This window comes from Algoriphagus alkaliphilus, from assembly GCF_900103735.1.
GTDB classification, from domain to species: Bacteria; Bacteroidota; Bacteroidia; order Cytophagales; family Cyclobacteriaceae; genus Algoriphagus; species Algoriphagus alkaliphilus.
This window is the reverse complement of the sequence record NZ_FMXE01000003.1, coordinates 28,919-53,473: the sequence shown is the minus strand read 5'-3', so window position 1 is coordinate 53,473 and position 24,555 is coordinate 28,919. Positions and strand designations below refer to the sequence as shown.

Annotated in this window: 28 protein-coding genes, 1 tRNA gene and 1 pseudogene; 10 read left to right on the top strand and 20 right to left on the bottom strand. The window is 39.2% G+C overall.

Features of this window, described 5'->3' with window-relative positions; translation table 11 throughout:
- Positions 1 to 2 precede the first annotated feature (2 nt).
- From recQ to BLQ81_RS01810, 4 genes are all read left to right on the top strand, one after another.
- Positions 3 to 2,180 carry a DNA helicase RecQ gene (recQ, locus tag BLQ81_RS01825; RefSeq protein WP_092728255.1) on the top strand — a complete coding sequence of 726 codons (2,178 nt, stop codon included), beginning with the start codon at positions 3 to 5 and terminating at the stop codon, positions 2,178 to 2,180.
- Between the two features lie 15 nt (positions 2,181 to 2,195).
- Positions 2,196 to 3,485: a phosphoribosylamine--glycine ligase gene (gene purD, locus BLQ81_RS01820; protein WP_092728254.1), complete on the top strand. Its 1,290-nt coding sequence runs from the start codon at positions 2,196 to 2,198 to the stop codon at positions 3,483 to 3,485.
- 130 nt (positions 3,486 to 3,615) lie between these two features.
- The gene (locus tag BLQ81_RS01815; RefSeq protein WP_245693129.1) at positions 3,616 to 4,986 is read left to right on the top strand and encodes a PSP1 domain-containing protein; all 1,371 of its coding nucleotides are present in this window, start codon (positions 3,616 to 3,618) and stop codon (positions 4,984 to 4,986) included.
- Positions 4,979 to 5,434 (top strand): gliding motility lipoprotein GldH, encoded by a 456-nt coding sequence (locus BLQ81_RS01810; protein WP_175454147.1) that lies wholly within the window; start codon positions 4,979 to 4,981, stop codon positions 5,432 to 5,434. The genes BLQ81_RS01815 and BLQ81_RS01810 overlap by 8 nt, the downstream gene beginning before the upstream one ends.
- A 12-nt stretch (positions 5,435 to 5,446) precedes the next feature.
- On the opposite strand, the gene BLQ81_RS01805 is transcribed toward BLQ81_RS01810, so the two are convergent.
- Entirely contained in the window at positions 5,447 to 6,748 is a 1,302-nt protein-coding gene (locus BLQ81_RS01805; RefSeq protein WP_092728251.1) for a PAS domain-containing protein, read from the bottom strand.
- Positions 6,749 to 6,973: 225 nt separating this feature from the next.
- On the opposite strand from BLQ81_RS01805, the gene BLQ81_RS21910 reads away from it, so the two are divergent.
- From BLQ81_RS21910 to BLQ81_RS01780, 4 genes are all read left to right on the top strand, one after another.
- Entirely contained in the window at positions 6,974 to 7,258 is a 285-nt protein-coding gene (locus BLQ81_RS21910; RefSeq protein ID WP_139183546.1) for a hypothetical protein, read from the top strand.
- Between the two features lie 212 nt (positions 7,259 to 7,470).
- Positions 7,471 to 7,559: transfer RNA gene (locus BLQ81_RS01795), tRNA-Ser, on the top strand.
- Between the two features lie 760 nt (positions 7,560 to 8,319).
- Positions 8,320 to 8,982, top strand: a complete 663-nt coding sequence (locus BLQ81_RS01785; protein WP_092728248.1) for a helix-turn-helix domain-containing protein — start codon at positions 8,320 to 8,322, stop codon at positions 8,980 to 8,982.
- Positions 8,983 to 9,243: 261 nt separating this feature from the next.
- A complete protein-coding gene (locus tag BLQ81_RS01780) occupies positions 9,244 to 9,786 on the top strand; it encodes an NIF family HAD-type phosphatase (RefSeq protein WP_092728247.1) in 543 nt (180 codons plus the stop codon).
- Between the two features lie 18 nt (positions 9,787 to 9,804).
- Here BLQ81_RS01780 and BLQ81_RS01775 read toward each other — a convergent pair whose 3' ends face one another.
- Entirely contained in the window at positions 9,805 to 10,284 is a 480-nt protein-coding gene (locus BLQ81_RS01775) for a hypothetical protein (protein WP_092728246.1), read from the bottom strand.
- A gap of 212 nt (positions 10,285 to 10,496) precedes the next feature.
- Positions 10,497 to 11,258, bottom strand: a complete 762-nt coding sequence (locus BLQ81_RS01770) for a formylglycine-generating enzyme family protein (protein ID WP_092728245.1) — start codon at positions 11,256 to 11,258, stop codon at positions 10,497 to 10,499.
- A 338-nt stretch (positions 11,259 to 11,596) separates the two neighbouring features.
- Between BLQ81_RS01770 and BLQ81_RS01765 the strand changes: the two genes are divergently transcribed.
- A complete protein-coding gene (locus tag BLQ81_RS01765; protein ID WP_092728244.1) occupies positions 11,597 to 12,172 on the top strand; it encodes a hypothetical protein in 576 nt (191 codons plus the stop codon).
- A gap of 257 nt (positions 12,173 to 12,429) precedes the next feature.
- On the opposite strand, the gene BLQ81_RS01760 is transcribed toward BLQ81_RS01765, so the two are convergent.
- From BLQ81_RS01760 to BLQ81_RS01675, 17 genes are all read right to left on the bottom strand, one after another.
- Positions 12,430 to 13,182 carry a formylglycine-generating enzyme family protein gene (locus BLQ81_RS01760; protein ID WP_092728243.1) on the bottom strand — a complete coding sequence of 251 codons (753 nt, stop codon included), beginning with the start codon at positions 13,180 to 13,182 and terminating at the stop codon, positions 12,430 to 12,432.
- Between the two features lie 204 nt (positions 13,183 to 13,386).
- Complete coding sequence (locus tag BLQ81_RS01755; protein ID WP_092728242.1) at positions 13,387 to 14,142, bottom strand: formylglycine-generating enzyme family protein; 756 nt, start codon at positions 14,140 to 14,142, stop codon at positions 13,387 to 13,389.
- Between the two features lie 19 nt (positions 14,143 to 14,161).
- Complete coding sequence (locus tag BLQ81_RS23070) at positions 14,162 to 14,428, bottom strand: formylglycine-generating enzyme family protein (RefSeq protein WP_139183545.1); 267 nt, start codon at positions 14,426 to 14,428, stop codon at positions 14,162 to 14,164.
- The gene (locus tag BLQ81_RS01750; protein WP_092728241.1) at positions 14,349 to 15,416 is read right to left on the bottom strand and encodes an RNA-directed DNA polymerase; all 1,068 of its coding nucleotides are present in this window, start codon (positions 15,414 to 15,416) and stop codon (positions 14,349 to 14,351) included. Before BLQ81_RS01750 ends, BLQ81_RS23070 begins: the two co-directional genes overlap by 80 nt.
- Positions 15,413 to 15,871 (bottom strand): HRDC domain-containing protein, encoded by a 459-nt coding sequence (locus BLQ81_RS01745; RefSeq protein ID WP_092728240.1) that lies wholly within the window; start codon positions 15,869 to 15,871, stop codon positions 15,413 to 15,415. Before BLQ81_RS01745 ends, BLQ81_RS01750 begins: the two co-directional genes overlap by 4 nt.
- 105 nt (positions 15,872 to 15,976) lie before the next feature.
- Positions 15,977 to 16,732, bottom strand: a complete 756-nt coding sequence (locus BLQ81_RS01740) for a formylglycine-generating enzyme family protein (protein WP_175454145.1) — start codon at positions 16,730 to 16,732, stop codon at positions 15,977 to 15,979.
- 199 nt (positions 16,733 to 16,931) lie between these two features.
- Positions 16,932 to 17,684: a formylglycine-generating enzyme family protein gene (locus BLQ81_RS01735; protein ID WP_092728238.1), complete on the bottom strand. Its 753-nt coding sequence runs from the start codon at positions 17,682 to 17,684 to the stop codon at positions 16,932 to 16,934.
- A gap of 646 nt (positions 17,685 to 18,330) precedes the next feature.
- Positions 18,331 to 18,549, bottom strand: a complete 219-nt coding sequence (locus tag BLQ81_RS01725; protein WP_092728236.1) for a hypothetical protein — start codon at positions 18,547 to 18,549, stop codon at positions 18,331 to 18,333.
- Between the two features lie 21 nt (positions 18,550 to 18,570).
- Positions 18,571 to 18,945, bottom strand: a complete 375-nt coding sequence (locus BLQ81_RS01720; RefSeq protein WP_092728235.1) for a hypothetical protein — start codon at positions 18,943 to 18,945, stop codon at positions 18,571 to 18,573.
- A gap of 83 nt (positions 18,946 to 19,028) precedes the next feature.
- Positions 19,029 to 19,421, bottom strand: a complete 393-nt coding sequence (locus BLQ81_RS01715) for a hypothetical protein (protein ID WP_092728234.1) — start codon at positions 19,419 to 19,421, stop codon at positions 19,029 to 19,031.
- 161 nt (positions 19,422 to 19,582) lie between these two features.
- Positions 19,583 to 20,005, bottom strand: a complete 423-nt coding sequence (locus BLQ81_RS01710; protein ID WP_092728233.1) for a hypothetical protein — start codon at positions 20,003 to 20,005, stop codon at positions 19,583 to 19,585.
- A 12-nt stretch (positions 20,006 to 20,017) separates the two neighbouring features.
- Positions 20,018 to 20,434 carry a hypothetical protein gene (locus BLQ81_RS01705; protein WP_139183544.1) on the bottom strand — a complete coding sequence of 139 codons (417 nt, stop codon included), beginning with the start codon at positions 20,432 to 20,434 and terminating at the stop codon, positions 20,018 to 20,020.
- A 227-nt stretch (positions 20,435 to 20,661) separates the two neighbouring features.
- Entirely contained in the window at positions 20,662 to 21,195 is a 534-nt protein-coding gene (locus tag BLQ81_RS21900) for a hypothetical protein (protein WP_139183543.1), read from the bottom strand.
- 69 nt (positions 21,196 to 21,264) lie between these two features.
- Positions 21,265 to 21,879, bottom strand: a complete 615-nt coding sequence (locus BLQ81_RS01690; RefSeq protein WP_092728229.1) for a hypothetical protein — start codon at positions 21,877 to 21,879, stop codon at positions 21,265 to 21,267.
- A 36-nt stretch (positions 21,880 to 21,915) separates the two neighbouring features.
- Positions 21,916 to 22,593 carry a hypothetical protein gene (locus tag BLQ81_RS01685; protein WP_092728228.1) on the bottom strand — a complete coding sequence of 226 codons (678 nt, stop codon included), beginning with the start codon at positions 22,591 to 22,593 and terminating at the stop codon, positions 21,916 to 21,918.
- A 75-nt stretch (positions 22,594 to 22,668) separates the two neighbouring features.
- Positions 22,669 to 23,472 carry a hypothetical protein gene (locus BLQ81_RS01680; RefSeq protein ID WP_092728227.1) on the bottom strand — a complete coding sequence of 268 codons (804 nt, stop codon included), beginning with the start codon at positions 23,470 to 23,472 and terminating at the stop codon, positions 22,669 to 22,671.
- A gap of 14 nt (positions 23,473 to 23,486) precedes the next feature.
- Entirely contained in the window at positions 23,487 to 24,065 is a 579-nt protein-coding gene (locus BLQ81_RS01675; RefSeq protein WP_092728226.1) for a hypothetical protein, read from the bottom strand.
- A 222-nt stretch (positions 24,066 to 24,287) separates the two neighbouring features.
- Here BLQ81_RS01675 and BLQ81_RS22590 point away from each other — a divergent pair.
- Positions 24,288 to 24,523, top strand: a pseudogene (locus BLQ81_RS22590) (IS1595 family transposase); the annotation flags it as partial.
- Positions 24,524 to 24,555: the final 32 nt, after the last annotated feature.

Genomic DNA, 24,555 nt, shown 5'->3' with positions numbered 1-24,555 from the left:
TCGTGGAAGAAAAAGTAAAAGCAGAACTTAAGAAAATATTCGGATTCAGCCAATTCCGTGGGAATCAGGAACTCATCATAGACAACCTGCTCAATCAGAGGAATACCTTTGTAATCATGCCTACAGGGGCGGGAAAATCGCTATGCTATCAGCTTCCGGCTGTGGTATCTGAGGGGACGGCCATTGTTATCTCACCCTTGATTGCTTTGATGAAAAATCAGGTAGATCAATTGAATGCAGTGGGTGTGAATGCGCATTTTCTGAATTCAACACTGACAAAATCAGAGGCAACCAAAGTTAAAAACGAGGTGCTGAAAAAAAACACGAAGCTGCTCTACGTGGCTCCGGAATCGCTGACAAAGGAAGAGAATATTGCTTTTCTGAAGTCCGCTCACCTCAGTTTTGTAGCTATTGATGAAGCGCATTGTATTTCAGAATGGGGACATGACTTCCGCCCGGAATACCGAAGAATCAAGTCTATCGTTGCCCAAATCGCCCCCAACCTCCCCATCATTGCACTGACAGCCACGGCTACCCCAAAAGTTCAGCAGGATATTCAGCGAAATCTTCAGATGGAGGAAGCAGATTTATTCAAATCCTCTTTTAACCGGACCAATCTTTTCTATGAAGTGCGTCCAAAAATAAAAAATGAATCAAAGAAATCCCTGATCAAATTTATCAAGCAACATAAAGGTAAGTCAGGCATTATCTATTGCCTCAGCCGCAAAAAGGTAGAAGAAATTGCAGCGTTACTCAGGGTAAATCAGATAGATGCAGCCCCTTACCATGCCGGCTTAGATTCATCCATTCGCATCAAAACCCAAGATGATTTTCTCAATGAAGAGTTGGACGTCATCGTGGCAACCATTGCATTCGGGATGGGAATTGACAAGCCGGATGTACGCTATGTAATTCATTACGATGTGCCCAAATCGCTGGAGGGCTACTATCAAGAAACGGGTAGAGCAGGACGGGATGGATTGGAAGGCCATTGCCTGATGTTCTATCGCTACGAGGACATTGTCAAGTTGGATAAATTCAACAAAGACAAAGCGGTCACAGAGCGTGAAAACGCCAAGATTCTGCTCGGTGAAATGGCTGCCTTTTCTGAAACAGGAGTTTGTCGCAGGAAGTTTATTTTGAATTATTTCGGAGAAACGCTCAATGAGGACTGCGGATTCTGTGATAATTGCAAGCGGGCAAGGGAAACATTTGAAGGCATGGACTTCCTTCTTGTTGCCTTGGAGGCCGTTCAGAAAACAAAGGAACGGTTCAGCCTAGAACATTTGGTCAAAGTGATTCGAGGCGAAATGGACGAATACATCGAAAGTTACAAGCATGATACCCTCGATGTGTTTGGAAAAGGGAAAGAGGAGTCCGAAAAGCATTGGACTTCAGTCATCCGTCAGGCCATGATTACTGCGCTGTTGGAAAAAGATATTGAAAACTATGGTATTCTTCGTATCACTCAGAAAGGCTTGGATTTCATTGATTCCCCCTATTCAGTAGATCTTTTTAAAGATCATGATTTCGAAAAAGAATCGGAGGAAGAAACCCAGGATATGCAAATCAGTTCAGGACCCGCCTACGATGAGAAGCTCTTCGAATTACTTAAGGCAGAACGAAAGCGCGTAGCTAAAACTAAAAACCTACCGCCTTACATCATATTCCAAGATCCTTCTTTGGAAGAAATGGCCACGATCTACCCCACAACAAAAGAAGAACTGGCACAGATCAATGGTGTAGGAATGGGAAAAGTTGTCAAATTTGGGGTGCCATTTCTGAAACTTATCGCTACCTATGTGGAGGAGAATGAGATCGAAACCGCCGCTGAGGTAGTGGTGAAAACCGCTGGAGCCCGATCCAAAGTTAAAATTTCAATAATTCAACAGATTGACCGCAAGATCGACTTGGATGAGATCGCAGAGAATCTCAACATCACCATGGTTGAATTGCTTCAAGAAATTGAGCAAATCATCTATAGCGGAACTAAATTAAATATCGATTACTACATTCATCACATCATGGACGACGAGCGGGAAGACATCCTCCATGATTATTTTATGAATGCAGAAACCGATCATATAAAAGCAGCATTGGAAGAGCTGGGCGATGAAGACTTTGCAGAAGACGAACTGCGGGTATATCGAATCAAGTTCATCTCAGAGCATGCCAATTAAAAACGAAACGAGTCAATGAATATACTCTTATTGGGAAGCGGAGGCAGAGAGCATGCCTTTGCTTGGAAGATTGTACAAAGTCCTCAATGCGGACAGCTCTATGTAGCACCTGGAAATGCAGGCACAGCTAACATCGCCAAAAATATTGCACTTTCTGTTATTGATTTCAGTGGAATCCATCAGTTTATCCTGGATAATTCCATTGATATGGTCGTCGTGGGACCTGAGGAGCCTTTGGTTAAAGGATTGGTGGACTTTCTCAGATCTAAGCCGGATACAGCAAATCTTCCGATCGTTGGCCCTACACAGTTGGGGGCCACATTGGAGGGAAGTAAGGATTTCTCCAAGCGCTTCATGCAGCGAAATAATATACCAACAGCAGCCTACGAAACCTTTACTGCAGCACAGATAGATGCGGGATTGGCCTATTTAGAAAATCAAAATCTACCAATAGTGTTGAAGGCTGACGGACTAGCTGCGGGAAAGGGTGTATTGATCTGCCTGAGTTTGGCTGAAGCAAAAGAATCATTAAAAGAAATGCTGCTTGAGGCTAAATTTGGCGATGCTTCGTCAAAAGTTGTGGTAGAAGAATTTCTAAATGGAATAGAACTTTCGATTTTTGTAGCGACTGACGGCAAGAGTTATAAAATATTGCCGGAGGCAAAAGATTACAAACGTATCGGGGAAGGTGATACAGGATTGAACACTGGCGGAATGGGTGCTGTGAGTCCCGTGATTTTCGCAAATGCTGAATTCCTGAAAAAAGTCGAAGAGCAAATCGTAAAACCTACCATTGCCGGACTGGAAAAGGAGAAAATTGACTTTAAAGGATTCCTTTTTATTGGACTGATGAATGATGATGGCAACCCATCGGTTATCGAATATAATGTCCGAATGGGTGATCCTGAAACCGAGGCTGTATTGCCAAGAATTGAAAGTGATTTTGTCGAACTTTTGAAAGGTATTGCCACTGGGACTTTAGCAGGATACGACCTGAAGATATCTCCAGACTATGCTACGACGGTGGTAATGGTCAGCGGAGGTTATCCCGGTACATATGAAAAGGGATTTCCAATTTCATTGCCTTCAGATCCTAGCGCTAGCATCATTTTCCATGCCGGCACATCAGAGAACCCGGAAGGAAAATTAGTCAATCAAGGGGGACGCGTAATTGCTGTGACAGGGCTTGGAGAAAATTTGGAAACCGCATTGGAAAATGCTTTTAACACGGTAGAAAAAATAAGCTGGGAAAAAGCCTACTACCGAAAAGATATCGGACAAGATATCTTAAAATTGATGAATTAAATCTAAAAACTAATCGAGGCGAAAGCCCTGAATATATACTATGGCTGGATGTAGTACCTGCTCCACCTCCTCAGGAGGTACCGGTGGATGCCAAAATAATGGCAGCTGCGGCACGAGCGATTGCAATAAAATGAACTCCTTTGACTGGCTTTCCCATATGGGAATCCCTCAAGTAGATAACTTTGACATTGTTGAAATCAAATTCAAAGGCGGAAGGAAAGAGTATTTCCGTAACGTAGATTATCTCGCGTTGAATACGGGTGATCCCGTAGTCGTAGATGTGCCGAGTGGCCACCATATTGGTTACGTTTCGCTACAGGGAGAATTGGTCCGACTGCAAATGCAAAAGCGAAAAGTTCGAGACGATGATAATATTACCCGAATCTATCGTGTCGCCAATCAAAAAGATATGGAAAAGTGGGAGGAAGCTCGTAATCGGGAAATTCCAACACTTTATCGCTGTAGACAAATAGTAGAAGAGTTTAAACTTCAGATGAAAATGTCTGATGTAGAATATCAAGCGGACAATTCCAAAGCAACGTTTTACTATTCTGCTGAAGATCGCGTAGACTTTCGTGAATTAATCAAATCACTTGCCGGAGAGTTCAAAATCCGGGTAGAAATGCGACAGATTTCACTTCGTCAGGAGGCTGGTAGGCTTGGAGGTGTGGGTGTTTGCGGACGGGAACTTTGCTGTTCTACTTGGTTGGTGGATTTCAAGAATGTAACCACCTCCGCTGCCAGGTATCAGAACCTTTCACTCAATCCCGGCAAACTCAGCGGTCAGTGTGGAAGATTGAAATGCTGCCTAAACTATGAATTAGACACCTACATGGATGCCATCAAAGACATTCCTCAGGTCGAAAAACCACTCTTAACCGAATCGGGACCCGCAAAGCTTCAAAAAACAGACATCTTCCGTAAGCTGATGTGGTTTAGCTATAATAACGACAATGATTGGCACAACATCACTTGCGAGCGTGTAAAAGAGATTCAGGAATTAAACGAACAAGGGATAAAAGTCTTTAACTTAAAAGTTGACAATTCTTCCGATGTGGTAGATTTGGCTGCACAGTCTACTCGAGAATTAGAACTATTGGATAAAAAATTCACCAAAAAGAAAAAGAAAAAGCCCAGAAATAAAGGCCGTTTGGAAGGTCAGCCCAACGGAGATATTTCCAAGACTACCCAGGCCGTGATACCAAATTCACAAAAATCTCAAGCAACTCAGTCTTCAGGCAAGGGAACTAGTCCGCTTGGGAATGCCCAAAAACAAAAAACTCCGGAGACACAGGCAGTTCCCCGTGCAGAATCTAAAGAGGGAAATGAAGCAAGAAAAAAACGAAATAAAAACCGCAACAAGCCCAAGCCGAATTCGAATCAGGAAACCAGCCAAAAACCTCAAAATCAAATCAATAAACCGATCGAAAATAAAACCGAAGGCAATCGGAAGTTTCCTCCTCGAAGAAATCAGGGACCAAACAATGGTGGCAATGAATAAGTGGGGTAAACTACTTTCTTTGGCACTGTTGCCATTCCTTTTTTCCTGCACAGAGAGCCGGTTATTTGAAGAATTTCATTCCTTCGAGTCTAATTCATGGCACGAAAAAGACAGTGTAGCGTTTGATTTAATGGACTTGGATCAAATTAGCGGTAAAAAGCTCATAGGTGTTCGCTTCAATGAAACCTATCCTTTTTCTAACTTCTATGTTCGTATTATAAGTGCGGATTCCTCGGGATTAGTCTTGGATAATAAATTGATCAATATCCCTTTATTTGATTCGAAAAATGGAAAACCAAAGGGGACGGGCTTTGGAAATACTTTCACTTTTTATGACACATTGCCTTTTGAACTGTCAGAAAAAACCAAAAGATTGATCTTTTTACAGTACATGAGACAGGATAATCTTCCGGGAATAGAAGCAATCGGACTCAAAATCCTTCAATAAAAAATGAGCACCTTAATTAAAGGTGCTCATTTTTTTTGCATGCTGCCGAATAACCTGATCCAACTCCTTTGTCAGTGGCTTAAGGTAAGCGAATAACTTTTGATTTTCGCTATCCAACTGCTTGAAATCCATCAATTCAAGTATTCCCATCATCGAAGAAAGTGGCCCCCTCAAAATATGAGATGGACTCAAGGCCAGGTCTCGTAGTCGGTCATTTTCCCTGTTCAGGACTACCAATTGAGACTTGATTGGAGTGGTATCAACTACTTGAATTAAAACGCCTTCAACTATTTTTATGTCAGAAAAAATAGGTTTAATGGTTACATTCCAGAAAGCAAATTCTTGATTAGGCATCAACAACTTAATTTCCAATTCTTCGGTTTGTCCTTTTTTCGCATCTTCTATAGCCCTTAAAAGCTTGGAAAAGCGGTTGGCTTGGTTTGGAAAACTTAAGGCAAACCCCTCGGAGTAGGCCCTTCCTTTCCAAATTCTCCCCAGATTTTTCGCAGATTCGTTTTGTTGGATAAGTTTTCCGGCATCATTTAGGATGAATACAGATCCGGTAAATAGCGCAAGCATTTGGTTCTGAATTAAAGGTTTTTCGGGTTTAGAATAAAAAGGAATTGCCTTTGGCATCAAAAAAAGATGAAATCCTTTAGGCGAAAGGGTAACCAAGGCCGCAAAAGAAGATTTACCCGGATAATCTGTGTTAATCAAAAAGCACATTGGCTTGTCTCCCGAGGAAATTTGAGAGAGCAAATGATTAAACTGATTCAAATCCTTGAAAAAAAGAGTTTTGGATATTTCCTTCCCTTCCCAATTTTCAGCTTTAGGGTCAAACCATTCTAAAATTCGATCATCCCAAGACAAGACCTTAAATTCCTGGTCTAAAACTATCTCACCAAAACCAAGAACGTCCACAAGATTATTCCAGGGCATTTCCTGTTCGAGGAACGGCATTCCCACGCCAATCCCAATAATCCCGGAAACATCCATCTCTTGTGTGGTCACTACTGAAAACTCCCACCAAATCTGTGAGAAACCTTCATTTCTTAATGCAGGATGATCAAGCATCAAATGCCTTCTAATTTTTGGCGATCCCAACATCAATTCTAAGGAATAAGAAAATTCCTTCTCTGAATTTGGAGAAAGAAAATCAGAAAATTGAAAATCGACCGGGTTAGAATTTATTCGCTCAAAACCTCTATTAACCTTCACCACCTTACCCTCAATGTCTGAGACAAGGAGAAAAAAGTGATTTGAATCCATCAGGAATTCAGGAATAAGGCTTTCGATACTGTCTGTGCTGATCAAAACTTTCGGTCGGTAAATGAATGACTATCCGAAATTTGAGTAAAAAATTTTATTAAAAAAAAGGGGTTAATGATGGAATTATATATCTCATTTCTCAATAAATCAGTAGATAATTCTTACCAAGACACTAAAAAGATGCTACTGAAATAAAAAATGTTTTTCATCCCAAAAAAGAATGAGGAAGGCGACAGAATTTTTTTTTAAGTTTTAAATCAAATACCCGAAATGGTAAATAATCAGCACCTATGCCTGTTGGAATCTAGACTGAGTAAAATCGGAATAGTTAATTTCCTTTACCATCAGTATCAAAGCGTTGGCCAAATCCTGTTTGCAGGTGCATACTTTATATTTCCAGTCCGTACGATCGAAACGCTCAATTTCCAAGGAGCCAAAAAGTCTCTGGATTTCATCCAGGGAATCAGAATATACCGAAATACAGCCGTTGGTTCGGCCGCTTTCCTCAATCAAAAAATCACAATTAATAGTTTGAATAATCATTTTGAAAGTTAAGTTTCGATAAAATTAGCTTTAGTATCTGTCAAAAAAATACCCAGTACTGGGTATTTTTCAATTTTTTTTAAAAAAATCAAGAAATATTGAAGTGATTTTCAGGGCATTAATTTGATTTTAGTGAAAGAATGGTTGTTTAGCCTTCAGCTCTTGTTTAAATCTTTTCAATTGGATTATATTTGCATCACTTAAGCCAAAGAGCTAACCGGATTAGAGGGTTGGGTGAGTGGCTGAAACCAACAGTTTGCTAAACTGTCGTACGGGTTAAACTGTACCGGGGGTTCGAATCCCCCACCCTCTGCAAGTAAAAACCCTAACTATCTAAAATATTGATAGTTAGGGTTTATTTTTTGATTTTAGTAGCGAAATTAGTAGCGAATTTGAACGGTTTTTGGATTCGATACTTCTGCTAATTTTTTAAACCCATCATCGTTAGTAGCGATCAAGAAATAATCATTTTTTAATATGCTTCAAAGCAGCGAGCCAATTACCTAAGTAAATCAGGAAAAATCCGGGGATAGGTTCGTAATGCTTTTCGAAATCAAATTCATTTGAACCGATTGCCCTTTCAGACCTCGAACGATTCGTACCGTGCGAGGGGTACGATGTGTACGATGTGTACGATGTGTACGAATTGAAAAAAGCTTTAGAACCCAAAAAGAAACTTCAGAGAAGCGAAAGAGCCCAACAGAAAAAAACAGAACGAACCAAAACTAACCAGTCTGAATCCAGCCTTGGAAAGAAAGGGCTTCCTTAAATGTGCATCCTGAATCAAGGAGAGAATAAATCCAATTCCAAGGAATAAGGTGACGATTTGCAGCGGTTCTAGCATTAGCTCAAAAGATTAAAACTTAGAGTCGCCCAAGCCACAAAAAACAATAATGTCATAAAAAACGGAGGATTACTCTTCCCCCTTTGTGTTTCGTTTGTTCAAATTTAAGTTAACCATGGATGTGAACTATAAGAATCAAATTTCACTTCAAACAATTTTGATTTTTAATTCTTAGATGTAATTAAATTAACCTCGACAAAAAGAAAGGCAGAACAATTAGAATTTCCCAATGAACGAATTGATCAAACAAAAAATCGAGGAGATAAAGTCTATTGAAAAAAACCTGCCTGCTATGATTATCATTCATGATATCCGTGATTCAACAGTAGTCTATATGTCTGAGATGGCACTTCAGGGTCTAGGTGTAAGCTTAAAAGAATTAATTGAAATGGGTTTGGAGTACCATGAACGGTTTTTTAACCCGGAAGACGCCAAAGATTATGTTCCAAAAATCCTCGGCTTGCTGGAACGAAATAACGACGATGAAATAGTCAGTTTTTTTCAACAAGTCCGTCAAATGCCAAACATGGAGTGGGCTTGGTTTCTTAGTAGTATAAAAATATTGCTAAGAGATAAAGATAATAAACCGGTCCTAACCCTGACGACCTCAATCCCTGTAGATGCCCAACACCATATCGCTGCCAAGTCTCAGCGAATATTGGATGAAAATAATTTTCTTCGAAAAAACATTCAAATTTTCTCCAAACTCTCTACGAGGGAAAAAGAGGTCTTGAGGCTTTTGGCATTAGGACATTCCTCCCCTGAAATTTCAGAAATTCTTTTTATCTCAGATATGACAGCTACCACTCACCGAAGAAATATTAAGGAAAAGCTGCAGGCAAAATCTCAGTATGACTACATCCGATTTGCCCATGCCTTTGATTTGATTTAGCTCCTTTGCAAAACTTATTGTACCGAGGGGATCTATAAACTTTTAGACCTTAAAGATAATAAGACTGCCTTGGAATTCTGTAATGAACATTTAAGATATTAAGAACAGGATAAAACTGCTGATAAACTTGATATTGATGAAATGTTTAAATTTGTGGATATCTGGAAGAGGCTAAGAAGAAAAAAGAAGCTGGTTTATAATCTTTACTTAATTGGTTAAACAAGCACCCTAACAATTCGCTTAAAAATCTTTACGCAAAAAATGGAAGCAAAATCGGACAAACTTTTAATTCTTGACCTAGACGAAACACTTATTTTTGCTACTGAACAAGACTTGGGAAAAGACTCAGACTTTGAGTTTGACAAGTATTGTGTTTTCAAGCGCCCGCACCTTGATCGATTCCTGATTGATATTTCCAGACATTTTAGAGTGGGCATTTGGAGTTCGGCAGACGACGCCTATGTTGATGAAATCGTGAAAAACATAAAACCTGAATCTGTTGAATTTGAATTGATTTGGGGAAATAGTCGATGCACAGTGAAGCGGGATTTTAATTTGGACAGCTATTATTTTGAAAAGCGTCTTGACAAATTAAAAAAGAAAGGTTTTTCCCTCGAGCAAATCATCATAGTGGATGACTCCCCTGAGAAATCCAGAAACAATTATGGAAACGCTGTCTACATCAAAGAATTTTCAGGTGATCCCTCCGACGAGGAACTAAACCACTTATACAACTACCTGCTTACATTGAAAACTGTTGAAAATGTGCGGGCGGTTGAAAAGCGGGGTTGGCGGAAGTTTTAAAAGCTCAATCGCATACTACTAAATTCGATCCTGTAGATATTTTTCAATGGCATCAATGGTGTTTTTCTGAGGGGATGAAATCTGTCCCCAACCACCGGAGGCACTGTCAGGAATAGCAATTTCCAAAGTCCATCGGAAATTATCGAGTCTTTTGTATCGAGCTATTTGATTCAGGTCAGTCAATTTGAATCTGATTTCTTCACTCTCGTGGAATACGGCAAAACAGCCCTGGGTATCCCAAATTTTCTCAAGTGAAATAAAGTCTGATTTGCTAATCTGAAAATCTGCGGTGAATTGTTTAAGCTTTGGCGTAAGGGTCGAGTTCCCATTGTGAATCCGAATAGACAAAGAATTAGGATTTCTATAATGGTTGTAGTTTTCCACTGTCACCATTTCGCTTCCCAAACGTGCAGCAAATAGAATCACATCGGTCGGACATTCTAGAATCTGAATGGAGTGATATTTTTCAGAGATTAAGGATCTTTTAAATTCTATCATTTTTGATTTTTGTAGAGCCTCGCTAAGAGAAACGGTTATCATTAACCCGAAATATGCATTAGCTATTCTATTGCGGCCCGTAATTGCTTCAAAATCAGTTATTGCATGCTGTTTTCGACTTCACCATAGCGGTGCTATGACTCAGTCTCCAAACAGCCTGATTTTATTGCAATTACAAGCCTCATAACGAAACCTAATGCATAATCCGGGTTTTAATTGGAAAGTACGACACGAAAACCATTATAACTGCTAATTTCATCTGGGGTGGAAAATGAACGACGAGTCGAAGTGATCCACCAATATACTAAATACCAATTTCCGCCTCGCATAACGCGCTCGGTCCCCTCAGTTGGACCTTTGGGATTAATTTTAGGACTGCTGGAGTAATATTCTTCATAAAACCAATCTTCACACCATTCTCCTGCATTTCCGCACATATCATATATGCCAAGTTCGTTGGGGGTTTTTAACCCTACCGGATTTGCCTGAAATTTACTGTTTTCATAGAACCAGCACACTTGGAAGACATCATCTCCTCCAGCAAAAGTATAACCCCGTCTTTTTGATCCTCCTCGTGCGGCGTATTCCCACTCCGCTTCGGTGGGTAGTCTCCAAGTACCACCAAATTTTTCACCTAACCACTTGCAATAAGCCAATGCATCATAGTAAGACACTTTAACCATTGGGTAGTTGTCAACCCACTCCCAATCTGGTTTGGAAGGCATTTTCCTTCCCGTTTCCTTGCAAAATGCTCGATACTGAGATACAGTCACCTCATATTTCCCTATAGAAAAGTCGCTGACTGTAACTGCATGGACTGGCATTTCAACTTTATTTTCTTCGGTGGTGCCCATCTTAAAGGTTCCACCCTTGACGAAAACGACTTCCGGTTTGAGTGGCGGAGTCCTGAGAGTTTGGGCATGTAGGTGGGCCAGCATAAGCAGACCTAAAAGCATCATTAGGCTTATTTTCATGATTTTTTTATTTGTTCTTAAAAGCAGTGAATCGCTAGGTTTTAGTTTTTTAAAAAGATTGAAATCTTAGAGCATGAAATTCTGCTATTTATAAGGTTAGATGAGGTTGATAATACTTTAGGTTTCTAAGCCTTTATCAAAGTATTCCTGATTATTTGAATTGATCTACACCCAAATAGTTCTAAACCAATCTTTTAAAGGGGACCATGTATTTTCCAAATACACTTTCAAAATAAGTAGTTTCCGTAAATTCAAATAAAATTTAAATATTAGAATAGTTTATTACTTTATTGTAAATTAATCCTTTCAATTGAAACATTTCTATCAACCACTTCTTTATGAAAATTTCAAAAAATTTGTTTCTGTATTCTTTTGTGATAATGCTGACACCAATAATTTCCAATGCCCAAGAGATTTCCACGAACCATAATTACATTGATAAATCTTTAGCGCTGGTTCAAACCAAAATTAAAGCCTCTCGAGCGGAGTATAGAGCCGCAATAAATAGTCAATCGGAACCATCTCCAATAGTTGTAGATCTAGCTGAAAGGTTAGACTCACTTTTGAATATTACTTCAAATTATGTAAAAGAGGATTATTCATTTGATTGCTATTTTGAAAATGGATACTCGGGGAAGATTAACTCTAAAGGGACAATGATCGAACTAACTAGTTATGATTACCCGGATGGATTAAAGTTAAAAGTTTTGGAGATTGAAAAAAGCTCCTCCATTGATGCTGATGGGCAGATTACAGGAACCTATTTATTTAAAGGGAATAACGAAACATTTTTGATTATTAAATACAAGGTAGTCGATGGGGAGGATCAGATAATTGGTGAGCAATTGAGTGCACGGATTAAACTCGCAGGATCTAAGTATTCAGACTATGGACTTTGTAAGCAAAACAATTAGCATATTAATTAGGTTATATGATTTTATAGTACACAATGAAAACAGCAACCTAATTAAGTCTGCCTATTACTCTTGAAGTGCCAGTTGACGTTGGAACTTCAAATATGAAAATAGTCCTTTGAAAAGGGAACAATGAAGATCCACATTCGCAGTCTTTAAATATTAAAATCTGCATTATAGCACTCTTCTACCTTAAGAAGTTAGGTCCTTCTCAGTCCCGAATAACAAGGTCTCCTGAGCCTAAATGAAGCTGTTTATTAAGATAGCACTACCCGAAAACCATTGTAATCATTTCTATAAGAAGGACCAAGGTGACGGCGAGTAGACACGCAACAGTAGACAGCAGAATTGACCCAACTGCCTCCGCGCAAAACACGACTAACACCAGAAGACGGGCCTCTTGGATTAGAAGCAGCGCTGCCACTGTACTCTCCGTACCAGTCGATACACCATTCCCACACATTGCCGTTCATATCATGGATTCCGAGCTCGTTGGCTATTTTTCGACCGACAGAATGGGCCTGATTACCTGAATTTTTTGCATACCATCCAACCAAGTCTAGATCGTCTCCACCTGCATAGTTATAGCCCTTACTCTGTATTCCCCCACGTGCAGCGTATTCCCATTCAGCTTCAGTAGGAAGTCTCCATTTATCCCCATATTTTTCACCCAACCAGTCGCAATACTCGACTGCATCATTATAATTCACATTCACAATGGGATGATTATCCTGCCATCCCCATGATGGCTCATCAGGCATTTTCTTACCAGTATCTTCAGAGAAAACCCTGTATTGTAAAACGGTAACCTCATTTTTACCAATAGAGAAGTCATTGAGAGTCACCGAACGTACGGGACGTTCACGATCTTCGCCTGCGGTGCTTCCCATGCTGAAAGTGCCTCCTTTAACAAATATAACCTCAGGTATACCTCGGAGCGAACTGGATGATTGACCATAAATGCCAACAGAAATCGATAGGCAAAGAAATATTGTAATTAATACTATCATTTTTAGTTTTGATAAAGAAATTAAACTCAAGCCTTCATTGACCTAATAGCCCCATGTTTTGAAGCTAATTTACCCTCCTAGAATTTAGTCTCTAGCTTTATTTTACGAGATAAAATTCAAACTTTTGCCTTGAAAGGCCTCGTCCCTCAGCCTTTCTTGGCAAAAGTTCCTTGGCTTAAAGGAGGGGCGGAACCTCCCGACTGTTTACTGGGAAAGCACCACACGAAAACCGTGGTTGCCGAAACGACTAGACGGGATGCCACTGATGCGGAAAGACACCCGGCAGACGACTGCGGAGAGGCTCCAACTGCCACCGCGCAAGACACGGTAGGAGGCGGAGGAAGGACCTCGGGGATTGGCTGCTGCACTGCTAGGATAGGCCCCATACCAATCCCTACACCACTCCCATACATTACCACTCATGTCATAGATCCCGAGTTCATTGGGCTTTTTCCTGCCGACCGCATTTGTCTGAGCCCCGGAGTTATCTGTGTACCATCCGAGTATATCCATATCATTTCCTCCCGCATAGATATAGCCCCGGCTTTGGCTTCCTCCCTTGGATGCATATTCCCACTCGGCCTCGGTAGGCAGGCGCCAATTGCCACCAAACTTTTCAGAGAGCCAGTTGCAATAGGCCACTGCATCATTGTATGTCACGTTTACTATGGGATGACGATCATTCCAGCCCCACTCAGGCTCCTCCGGCATCCGTCTCCCAAGATCCTCACAGAAAGCCCGATACTGGCCTACTGTCACTTCGTATTTACCAATCGAGTAGTCACTGAGCGTCACCGAATGGACCGGACGTTCATCATCATCCCCTGAGTTGCTCCCCATACTGAATGTCCCTCCTCGTACAAAGATCACCTCAGGCTTATCCGGGAAGGTAGTGGGGGATTGGGCAGATACTGAAATGCTCATCAGTAATGAGAAAAATAAAAGTACTATAGTTTTCATATTTGATATGATTTTGGATTTAAAATAAGCATCGGACGTTCGCAATCACTACCAGCCCGATGCTGTACTGAAGATTTGCCCCTGAAAAGAGGTCCGGAAATAGCAGTCGGTTTAACAGCGGGCATCCACCCCTCCTTTTAAGCTGGGAAAGCACCACACGAAAACCGTTGTTGTCGTTACGGTTAGACGGGTCGTTGTTGTTGCGGTTAGACACCCGGCAGTTGACTGCGGAGTTGTTCCAACTGCCACCGCGCAAGACACGGTTGGAGGCTTTCTCGACTACCATTCCTTAAACTAACAAATTTTTTTCTTAAATTAAATGTGTCTGCATGATTGGCAGAGGCAAGCAAGGCACTTGTTCTTTTTTGGTATTCTGTTTCTGACCACACCTCATCCATCAAATATTCCTCATAAACTTTTAACTTTTGCTTGAGGCGTTTTCTGCTTGTTTGGTTCAAAAAAAGCTTGTCTTTATTCACCACATACCCCAGAAACGGAAGCCCAAAATGAGTTTTATTCATACAAAAGGGCTTTAGTTCAAGTTTCAAATATTCGGAAAGAAAGCCCTTGAGCTCCTCGGCAGATCTCAGAAGATCATGAGCGTCATCTCCCCACATCACCATATCATCCATGTACCTCACATAGCCTTTGACCCTAAGCACTTCTTTGAGGTAATGATCGGAGACAGCAAGGTAATGATTGGCAAAGTATTGACTGGTCAGATTCCCGATGGGGAGTCCTTTACCTTCTGCTGTAGAATAAGTCGCCAAAAGCTTGGAGAAAATTTGCAATAAACCCTCCTCCTTAAACTTTCTTTTGAGTAGGGTGAGCAGAGTTTCGTGGTCTATGCTGTCAAAATATTTTCTGACGTCCATTTTGACAAACCAATGATACTTGTTTTGATAATTCATTGCACGGTCCAATGCAGCATATTGTCCCTTTCCGCTACGGCTCGCATAGCTGTCGTGGATTTGGTACTTTTCAAAAACAGGATGGCATACATTCATCAGGGCATGATGAAGCACCCGCTCACCAAAAGCAGCAGCACAAATAACCCGTTCTTTGGGATCATATATTTTAAAGTAATGATACTTGCCTATCGAAATCATGCCAGTCTTTAATTCCTCTGATAAGATGAATAGGTTAGATTCTAAATCATCCCGGTACTCTTCTACATACGAATATCCATTCTTGCCTTTTCGAGCTTTCCAAAAGGCTAGATACAGATTCTCAAGGCTGCAAATTTTACTCATCAGATCATTTGCTCTTTTCATATCTGAGAAACTTGCCCGCTGTATTTTTCAAGCATGGCCTTTCCATATTTTTCAAATCGCTTACCAGCTATACCCCTAATCCCTAAAATGGAAGTTGCATCCAAATTTTCTGATTTGGCCATTTCCGAAAGCTCCACATCCGTGAAAACCGCATATGCCGGAACTGCATCCTCAGAAGCAAGCTCTTTTCTAATATCCCTGAGTTTTGAAAATCGCTGAAAAGCCTCTTCGCTGAGCAAATTTTTGTAATCCACTTTTTTGCCGAGTGGGTAGCTTGTCTGACTTCCATGGCAATTGGACAAAAAAGACACGCAGAAGCACCACATGGCCCCACCTGATTCGGAAATAAACTGGCTCTCTATTTTGACGATCTTTTGTGCTTGAAGGAAGCGGTTCATTTCATCCTGAGCCGAGCCATCATCTGTGAGCGGGATAGTAAATAACTTAATCTGCATCCTTTCAGAGATTTTAGTTGAACTTTTGCCTTGAAAGGCCTCGTCCCTCAGCCTTTCTTGGCAAAAGTTCCTTGGCTTAAAGGAGGGGCGGAACCTCCCGACTGTTTACTGGGAAAGCACCACACGAAAACCGCCGCTGCCGTCACGGCCAGACGGGTCGTAGTAGAGGCGGTCAGACACCCGGCAGTAGACTGCGGAGCCGTCCCAACTGCCACCGCGCAAGACACGGTCGGAGCCGGAAGAGGGGCCACGCGGATTGGATACTGCACTGCTAGGATAGTCTCCATACCAATCACTGCACCATTCCCATACATTGCCACTCATGTCATAGATCCCAGGTTCGTTCGCTCGCTTTTGAGCCACAGGATGTGTCTTTCCGTCTGCATTGTCTCCAAACCAACCTACTAGTGGAAGACTCTGCCCTCCACTATATTTATAGCCGGCACTGTGTTTCCCTCCTCGGGCTGCATATTCCCACTCCGCCTCGGTAGGCAAGCGATAGAGCTTACCGGTCTTCTCACTCAGCCAGTCGGCATAGTTGACCGCATCAAACCATGAGACATTGACCATCGGGTGACTATCGATCCACCCCCAATTAGGTGGATTTGGCATACGCACACCGCTCTCACTGCAATATCGCTTGTACTGCCCTACAGTCACCTCCGTCTTGGAGATGGAAAAGGAGCGAAGGGTCACTTCATGGACAAGTTCATCCTCATCTCCCAATCCCCACTCATCCCCCATCTGGAAAGTGCCACCCTCTACTAAGATCATCTCTGGAAGAGTTTGGGCATAGGTCATGTGTGTAAAAAAAACAAGTGATAGAGACAGGCAGAGAAGGATTGTAAATAATGCTTTCATTTTTTTGTGTTTTTGATTTAGAAGTAAAAGCGGAAATTTTGTGCTCTGTATTTTAGCGTTAATTTTTCTATCCATTTATCGAACCTTATTCTTGATTCAAAAGGATAAGTCTCAAACTTTTGCCTTGAAAGGCCTCGTCCCTCAGCCTTTCTTGACAAAAGTTCCTTGGCTTAAAGGAGGGGTGGAACCTCCCGGCTGTTCACTGGGAAAGCACCACACGAAAACCGAGAGTGCCACTACGTTTGTCTGGAGAAAAGAAGCTTCGCCTGGATACTTCGCAGTATTCCTCGTAGCTATTCCATCCGCCTCCACGGAAAACCCGATCGGTACCAGACGCGGGGCCTGTAGGATTTGATACCGCACCGCTAGGATAATCACCATACCAATCGCTACACCATTCTGAAACGTTGCCGCTCATATCATAGATGCCCAATTCATTGGGCTTTTTGGTAGCTACCGAATGTGTTTTACCTCCACTATTTTCATCAAACCATCCGGTAGGGTCAATTCCAACTCCCCCGCTGTACTTAGTACCTTTACTTAACTTTCCACCACGGGCAGCATACTCCCATTCAGCTTCTGTCGGTAAGCGATATTCGGCATTCGTTTTTTTGGATAACCAATCGCAATAGGCGACCGCTTCGGTGTAGCTTATATTTTCTATTGGATGGCTGTCTATCCATTCTGAACGTTTAAAAGGCATAGATCGCCCTGTGCTGTTGCAGAAGGCTTTCCACTGTGCTACCGTGGTTTCTGTTTTAGCCATTTTAAAAGTTTTAAGTGTCACATTATGAACTGGGAGCTGATCTTCACCTCCATCACCACGTAGGTCTCCCATCGAAAAGGTACCGCCTTCTACAGTGATCATCTCAGGGAAGGTTTGGGCTTTGACATAGCTGGCAGTACAAGCTAGAAAGTTTAATACAAGTAAAATTTGAATGGTCTTTTTCATGAAATTTGTTATTTGTTATAAATTTTAACTATATCAATCCGGAAAGGTAGATAGCTATCCAATGCTACGAGCCATGGGCTTTAAACTTATGGCTGTATTTAACCGATTTTCTTATAAAACTGAAAAGATAGGATGTAAGAAAACCAAATGTTTTTGGTAGTTCATATCAAGGATAAGAAAACCCAACTCTAATTAATTCAAAATGATCATAGAATTTATCGATCTCCATGTCTTCCCTTTGATTGATATCACTTTCTTTACTGGCACTATACACCACAATATCATTTAACATTACAGTCTTTTGATAACCACTTTGTTTGAGATAATTGGCATACGCTTTAGTTATTGCATCCCTACATGGATAACAGTCGTTTAGAAATGGTCTACTCATATAATACCTTTTTTCCACACGATTGACATAGTAAACAATATGCCAAGTAGGGGCACTGGTACTGCTCAACGATGTTTAAGTAGCTTCATTCTTCGAGTAATTGATGCTGGTGAAACTGAATAATGCAAGTACTGATATTATCAGTCCGATCGTTAAGAAATAATACTTTTTCATGAAATAATTAATTTAGGGTTTTGGTTTTTATTATAGTAAGTACGTATTTACGATTATTATAAGCAATTGGAATTGGCGAGATCATTCAAATGAAAGAGGTTCAGGAGCCCCACAAAGTTTGCGAAGGTGTTCAAAGGCTTTAGCTATTTGGATATCTTTATTGCTATCACTTGAAACATTACCATTTTTGATGGGAATAGTTACCACTTTAGACTCATTTTTAATACCATTAATTTTACATTCTATAGATGAACCAATTATTGAAGTAAATTCTAAATAGGTAGCACCTGGCTTTTGCATGCCATCCAAACTCTCACAAATCTAAGGTGAACCAACTAATTCTATTTTTTTAATTTTGTTTAAATAAATTATATATTCATAGTTTATCTCCTCTTCCTTTTCAAAAGGACTCTCCCTTGCATCATCATAAATTTTGACCTTATTCCTTGCTCCAACCATTCTAATAGTTAATGCACTTTTTGAATTGTTAAAAAAAGTGAAAAAGGAAGAAAATTCATATTCAAAGACCGAAATAACTTTAGAATATCTTATTTCACACCTGTCAGTGATCATCCATAAGCTTTTAAAATAATCTATTATATATTCAACCGTCTGTTCTTTGGTTGCTTTACCTTCTTGAGCTTGACTTGGAAGCGCTAATGTTATCAGAAAACTAAATAATAGTATTTTTTTCATTGTATAGTAAATTGAATATAATTATTTATAATTAATTCTGGTTGGTTAAACATAGTTGAAACAAAATTCTGAAATAAACTCCGTCAATTACTTGGATTAAACGTCGCTCTAATAGCAAACCCTTTCTTATTTCGATGTTCTTCTAAGGCCTTTTGGGCTGACTCATATGAGGTAGATTTAACAACTCTGACTTTCTTACAGGTACAATTACCTGCAGATTCGAGATATTCAAACGAAATAGCGGTTTCATTTGGCATAATGGTGTAGAATGAAGGATACCCTCTTAACTCATTCCTCATTTTTTTTTCTAAAGTAAAGACATCTTGCTTGGTGTTTAATACATGTTCCTCTAATAGACCGTCATAACAATAACCATTACAATTCGATATACCTTTTATTATGAGCAAATAATGCTTTTGAGCATAGAGCGAAGAACCACAAATTAGAAAGACAAGAATTAAAAGGGCTTTTTTCATATGAATATAATTTTTTTTCAGTGGCCATATGGAATCTTCGCATGCATTATAATCATCCCAGTGTGTGAGGTACTAGTCATGCTCGATTTCATATTGTTTTTATCTTTTAAAGATGAGTTTCAAATATATTGTTTGATAAAATTATTGAGCTAATAATTAATTTAATCTCTTCGATAATCAAACGAAAAACCAAAAGTTACAGCTGGATATACTATTTTCCTTCCAAGACCTTTGTTGTAGGCAATAATTTCTTTTCGACGTGATTCGAGTTTATTACGATCCGTAAACTCGTAATTTGCTCCAACTTCACTTCTTCTTCCTTTTAGCTTTAATTCATTAATTGCATGTTCGTAAAGTTTGGTAGAAAGTTTATTCATTGCTTCATCATATGTATTAAGCTCATCTCGATCTGTGATAGGATATACATTCGATACAAGAATACTGTTGTCATCCAAAGTCATAAATGCAAAAATATAGACAGTACGGTCATAAGTTCTTGAATTCTTTTCAGAACTAGATTTCATTTTTGATCCTGTAGCTAAAGACATGATCAATAAGGCAGGGATAATAAATTTAATTTTCATATTTTTTAATTTTTAGTCTTCAGTATAAGTAAATGAAACGTTTATGACACTATATCCCATTTGTTTGTATTTATAAATATATTCATCTCGCCTCTTTTGTAATGACGACTCACTTGCATCATGTTGACTATAGAGATCCCCGCTTACTTGAGTTAAGTAGTCATTCATCACCAGCCATTTTCTAAACGCAGCATTTATCTCATTCCGACAATGATTGCAGTCATTATTGTAAACTCGGGATACATATGCCTTTTTTGAAAAATCATTTGAATGATAAGTAAACCACCACGCCTTACCCTCATCTAAAGAAATTTCTGTCATGACGGGGTTCTTGCTATTAGGGATAAATGCATAAAGCAGCGATACCAAAGGAAGTAATAGGATAAGCATTAATATCCTAACTTTTAAAGATTTAAGTAATTTTTTCATGTGATTTATATTTTTAGTTTGTATTGAACAAAGGATGGTTCTAAACATGATTTCCTATTAGGCTTGAAATTAGGCTTGCTTAACCTTCAGAAATAGGTGGAATTTGTAATTGGCGGAAAGGAATTAGAATTTGGAGGCTTCGGCAGAGTATAGTTCAATTAGCAAACAACATCTCGAAAATAGAACTCATACTATCCCGAATAAAGAGTCCTAAATCTTTAGGACTCTTAGCACCCTGCACCCCATCTACAGATCCAACCACTTCCTCTACTATCAACTAACCTACCCCAACTTGAAGCACCTCCTTGTCCAGGACGCCACAAACCGCGCCAGCCAAAACGACAAACATGAGTATTGCGAGCTTCCATGTGTGCTCCCCTGCCTGAGGCAAAGTTTGGGTACAATAAATTACAAATGTTATCTGAACCAGTTTCAATGTAAAACCACACCAAATTTCGACCGACATTATCCTGAAGCCACACTGTTCCGCTATATCGTCCCCATCGACCTTCGCGATCACGTCCAGTTGTTTTCTGGCCAGTAAGAAATATTCTAGGAGCGAGCGTATTATCATCCATTCTAACGATGAAATTATTTTCCAATCTTTCGATTGAATCCGGTGTCAATTCAACAGTGAAACAATCCTCAACAGTTTCTTCTACCAAAGCATCTGAATTTTCAAAATTCATTAAGCTCGTTTCCAATTTTTCTAGTCGGGAAGAAATATTTTCAATTATCCTTCCAAGTTCAAATTCATTCATTTCTTATTAATTTAATAGGATTTTATTTTTTTAATGCAATAAATTTTTAACCATTCTATTCAATATAAGCTAGAAGACTTCCTTTCGCTCATTCACAATCGGCATAATCCTGCTATAGTGTTTTATAGCTTTTACTATTCTATTATACATATCAGGCTCCGCATTATCATTTATTTTTAATTGGCAAGAATCATCATACCCTATGTATGACCAATTATATTCAGTTTGCTCTGTGTCTTGATTCATATAAGGGCCTCCCCTGTATTGCCTGTATAACTTATACTGTTTACGTTTTAATGCTTGCGAAATATGATTACCATTAGTAAAAAGAAACCGTCCATCTCGATTATTCATTTTAAGAGTATCCAATTTGGATAAATCAATCTTATAACTATATTCATAAACAACTCTAACAGTTTCCAAAGGCCTTATTTCCTCGTAAAATGATATTTCTAAAAATTGGTTCTTAAGTTCACAGTTTACTACCTTGGCTATTGTGATTTCACCCTGCTCAATGGTATTGTAATTATTATAAGATTGGTAAAGATCACCAACGTTATGTAATCTCACAACATCACTTTTTTTAAGCTTAGAAATCAACCAGGCCTTAGTTTCCTCAATTGTTTGAGCATGCGTGAAAGAAAAGAAAAGAAGAAAGAATGTTGTTAGGATACTTTTAAGCATAAATATTATTAGTTTAATTATATACCAATTTAAAATCTATTTAGATTGCTCCTCCTGAAACCGCCTAGTTAAATTTAAAATGTCTCCCTTATCATAATATTCATATAGTAATCCAGAAAGAGGATTGATACGTTCTAAATTAGCTTCCTTCGCAAATCGATGTCGCTCAAACATTTGATCACTTTCAAACAATACAATTTTGTAACCCTTTTTAAGGTACTCAGCAATTAATTGTTCTCGACATTTAAAAAGGAAACTACTTGTGGTATTATCATATTCACTTGGTTCATTTGAATTTACAGGACAAAAACAAGTCACTTTATCGAACCCATAAGACGCCTGAACAAATTTAGGGTAGGTGAATTGTATTTGATGAAATCTATTCTTTGATTTAGAATTATATTCATTTTTTTCTATTTCTTCCAGTCGTTCAGAGGTTGCATTAGTGACTGAAGTTATGACAGTTCCAAAATCTCCTCCATCGAATCCAAATACTTCCTTGTATCCATTAAAGGAATATTTTGATCTGTATATATATTGACTAATCATCAGTATTTTGACACGATCATCATTTACTAATTTTCCTTCTGAATAATAAAAAAACACATCCCGCTCGCCTACTGGAGCTATCGGGTCTGTCTGAGCTGATAGAAAATCTGTAGTAGCAAATGCAATAATTAAACAAGCGCATTTTAATGTGTTAGAAAATTTCATTTAGCTTAGCAAGTATGTTGTTAATGTGTCTCTTAAATAATATTCCTCCTAAAAAGGCAAATAAAGTTGCTTATATCATCCACGCACTCCAGTTGTATTATTTCTGATTTCTCCATTTGGAGAAGTTTTAATATTGTCTTTGATTAACTTTTTCACTTTTTCAAGAGTACCTGCACCTGTATTTGCTCCGGGCTTGAAGGATATTTCCAGATTATAATCGCTTTCATCTACCTGCTTTTGGAAACCCCCACCTGGTGGAACTTCGATTGTTTCTATTTCAGAACCACCATTGGTTTTAAAACGAATCACTGCGATTACATCCGTATTGGTATTCGTACCTTTTGCCAAAACAGAACCATTTCTCAGTCGGGTATATTCAACTTTGACCCCTTCATAATTGGCCGTTAATCCTGGCTTACCCACCTCATTGGCATTTCCTTGCCAGCGAAATAGCTCATTCATGGAGCTGACCTGAGGGTTTTCTTTGCGAGCATTATATATGCCCTCTGCTTCTTTTATGGTATTGGCCACAATATGACTAATTCCGTCTGTCACACAGTTGTCCCAATATTTATCAGGCCGAGTTTTATAGGCATACACAATCAATACTTGTTTTGGAGAAACAACAATTGCCTTTCTTTCACTTATATTTTTCTCGGCATATCGAGTGTATAATTCGTTTTGAAACTGTTTTTGATATTCTGAAACACTGATGGATCCCAAATCAATTTCTTTATTTACAGCAATTTCATATTTTCCGCAGACCATGTTTTGATTCCTTGAAAAATAACCCAAAGCATAATATTTCTGCCCAAAAAGTGAGCTCGTGAATCCCAACGAGCAGAATAAAAAGAATAACAGAAAAATATTTTTTGACATAATCTGTGCATTAGTTACTTATACTTATTCCAAATTGAAGTAGAAATGACATCTTGACAAGGACAATGATTTTGATTTACTACAATTTCCCTCATACTAAGCACTATGTCTTTTGCATACTCCTCAAAACCTTCGGGGCTTGAAGCACATTTGACTAATGCAGCGGCAGCACAAAAAACCCAGGCTTGAGTTTCATAGTCTTCACCTGCAAGTTTTTGATATTTCTCCACCAGCCCCAAACACTTATCATCCAGAGAACTGCTTTCCAATTCGCCCTCATTTAATTGCGAAGTCCATTTAAAGTAACTCTCAGGCGATTTCCCATTACCGGTTCGAAGTTCTCTAGATGAAATGACCCGGATATAAAAGTTACTGTATTGTTGTTCACTATGACGATAAAGACCATCAGAACTAAGCCTGTAAATATTACTTCTGTTAGGCTCGATAACTTTTATTCCATCTGGAACAAATTTCATTTGAAATGAATAGTATCCATCGGCTGAGGTATAAACCCCTTCCTCAAGCTGTATTTGGGCATAAGCTGTCTCGGCAAATAGAGAGAGAAAAAAAACTAATTGAATATTTATCTTCATAGTTTTAAGAAAGAGAATTATTATCGTTGAAAACTCTTTTTAATCACAACAAAAACGGAGAAATCTACCTTCGAAATCAAAATTTCGTTATTTTGATACCGAGATTGAAGTCACACCAAACTGATTTTGATTTTCCTCAAATGTTTGCACAAATCTTAATGTTTACAATACCTACAAGTAGGTAAAATTTCCTTTTCGAAGGCACTAAAACGTATTTAGTGACACCAAAATGCAATTCTTCAGACCGATGACAGTACGACTTATTCTAATTTTGAAGATTTCATGGCAGTTTATGTCACTGATCTATCCCCTACAATGGAAGGTAAATTCGACCTGAAATGGACCTATACGGCAAAAAATAACTTTAATAGTGATCTAAAAAATACAGAATGATCTCCGAAAGAATGCCCCAGAACTATTTGGACGGGTTTTGTCACAAACTAAACCGAAAACAGTTGTGAAAAAGTCTATTCGATCGACTTATTATAGT

Bases quoted from the DNA above. Each gene is read 5' to 3' on its own strand.
- purD (WP_092728254.1), top strand. From the start codon at position 2,196: ATGAATATACTCTTATTGGGAAGCGGAGGCAGAGAGCATGCCTTTGCT.
- BLQ81_RS01815 (WP_245693129.1), top strand. From the start codon at position 3,616: ATGAACTCCTTTGACTGGCTTTCCCATATGGGAATCCCTCAAGTAGAT.
- BLQ81_RS01810 (WP_175454147.1), top strand. From the start codon at position 4,979: ATGAATAAGTGGGGTAAACTACTTTCTTTGGCACTGTTGCCATTCCTT.
- BLQ81_RS21910 (WP_139183546.1), top strand. From the start codon at position 6,974: ATGGTAAATAATCAGCACCTATGCCTGTTGGAATCTAGACTGAGTAAA.
- BLQ81_RS01785 (WP_092728248.1), top strand. From the start codon at position 8,320: ATGAACGAATTGATCAAACAAAAAATCGAGGAGATAAAGTCTATTGAA.
- BLQ81_RS01780 (WP_092728247.1), top strand. From the start codon at position 9,244: ATGGAAGCAAAATCGGACAAACTTTTAATTCTTGACCTAGACGAAACA.
- BLQ81_RS01775 (WP_092728246.1), bottom strand. From the start codon at position 10,284: ATGATAGAATTTAAAAGATCCTTAATCTCTGAAAAATATCACTCCATT.
- BLQ81_RS01770 (WP_092728245.1), bottom strand. From the start codon at position 11,258: ATGAAAATAAGCCTAATGATGCTTTTAGGTCTGCTTATGCTGGCCCAC.
- BLQ81_RS01765 (WP_092728244.1), top strand. From the start codon at position 11,597: ATGAAAATTTCAAAAAATTTGTTTCTGTATTCTTTTGTGATAATGCTG.
- BLQ81_RS01760 (WP_092728243.1), bottom strand. From the start codon at position 13,182: ATGATAGTATTAATTACAATATTTCTTTGCCTATCGATTTCTGTTGGC.
- BLQ81_RS01755 (WP_092728242.1), bottom strand. From the start codon at position 14,142: ATGAAAACTATAGTACTTTTATTTTTCTCATTACTGATGAGCATTTCA.
- BLQ81_RS23070 (WP_139183545.1), bottom strand. From the start codon at position 14,428: ATGGTAGTCGAGAAAGCCTCCAACCGTGTCTTGCGCGGTGGCAGTTGG.
- BLQ81_RS01750 (WP_092728241.1), bottom strand. From the start codon at position 15,416: ATGAAAAGAGCAAATGATCTGATGAGTAAAATTTGCAGCCTTGAGAAT.
- BLQ81_RS01745 (WP_092728240.1), bottom strand. From the start codon at position 15,871: ATGCAGATTAAGTTATTTACTATCCCGCTCACAGATGATGGCTCGGCT.
- BLQ81_RS01740 (WP_175454145.1), bottom strand. From the start codon at position 16,732: ATGAAAGCATTATTTACAATCCTTCTCTGCCTGTCTCTATCACTTGTT.
- BLQ81_RS01735 (WP_092728238.1), bottom strand. From the start codon at position 17,684: ATGAAAAAGACCATTCAAATTTTACTTGTATTAAACTTTCTAGCTTGT.
- BLQ81_RS01725 (WP_092728236.1), bottom strand. From the start codon at position 18,549: ATGCAAAAGCCAGGTGCTACCTATTTAGAATTTACTTCAATAATTGGT.
- BLQ81_RS01720 (WP_092728235.1), bottom strand. From the start codon at position 18,945: ATGAAAAAAATACTATTATTTAGTTTTCTGATAACATTAGCGCTTCCA.
- BLQ81_RS01715 (WP_092728234.1), bottom strand. From the start codon at position 19,421: ATGAAAAAAGCCCTTTTAATTCTTGTCTTTCTAATTTGTGGTTCTTCG.
- BLQ81_RS01710 (WP_092728233.1), bottom strand. From the start codon at position 20,005: ATGAAAATTAAATTTATTATCCCTGCCTTATTGATCATGTCTTTAGCT.
- BLQ81_RS01705 (WP_139183544.1), bottom strand. From the start codon at position 20,434: ATGAAAAAATTACTTAAATCTTTAAAAGTTAGGATATTAATGCTTATC.
- BLQ81_RS21900 (WP_139183543.1), bottom strand. From the start codon at position 21,195: ATGAATGAATTTGAACTTGGAAGGATAATTGAAAATATTTCTTCCCGA.
- BLQ81_RS01690 (WP_092728229.1), bottom strand. From the start codon at position 21,879: ATGCTTAAAAGTATCCTAACAACATTCTTTCTTCTTTTCTTTTCTTTC.
- BLQ81_RS01685 (WP_092728228.1), bottom strand. From the start codon at position 22,593: ATGAAATTTTCTAACACATTAAAATGCGCTTGTTTAATTATTGCATTT.
- BLQ81_RS01680 (WP_092728227.1), bottom strand. From the start codon at position 23,472: ATGTCAAAAAATATTTTTCTGTTATTCTTTTTATTCTGCTCGTTGGGA.
- BLQ81_RS01675 (WP_092728226.1), bottom strand. From the start codon at position 24,065: ATGAAGATAAATATTCAATTAGTTTTTTTTCTCTCTCTATTTGCCGAG.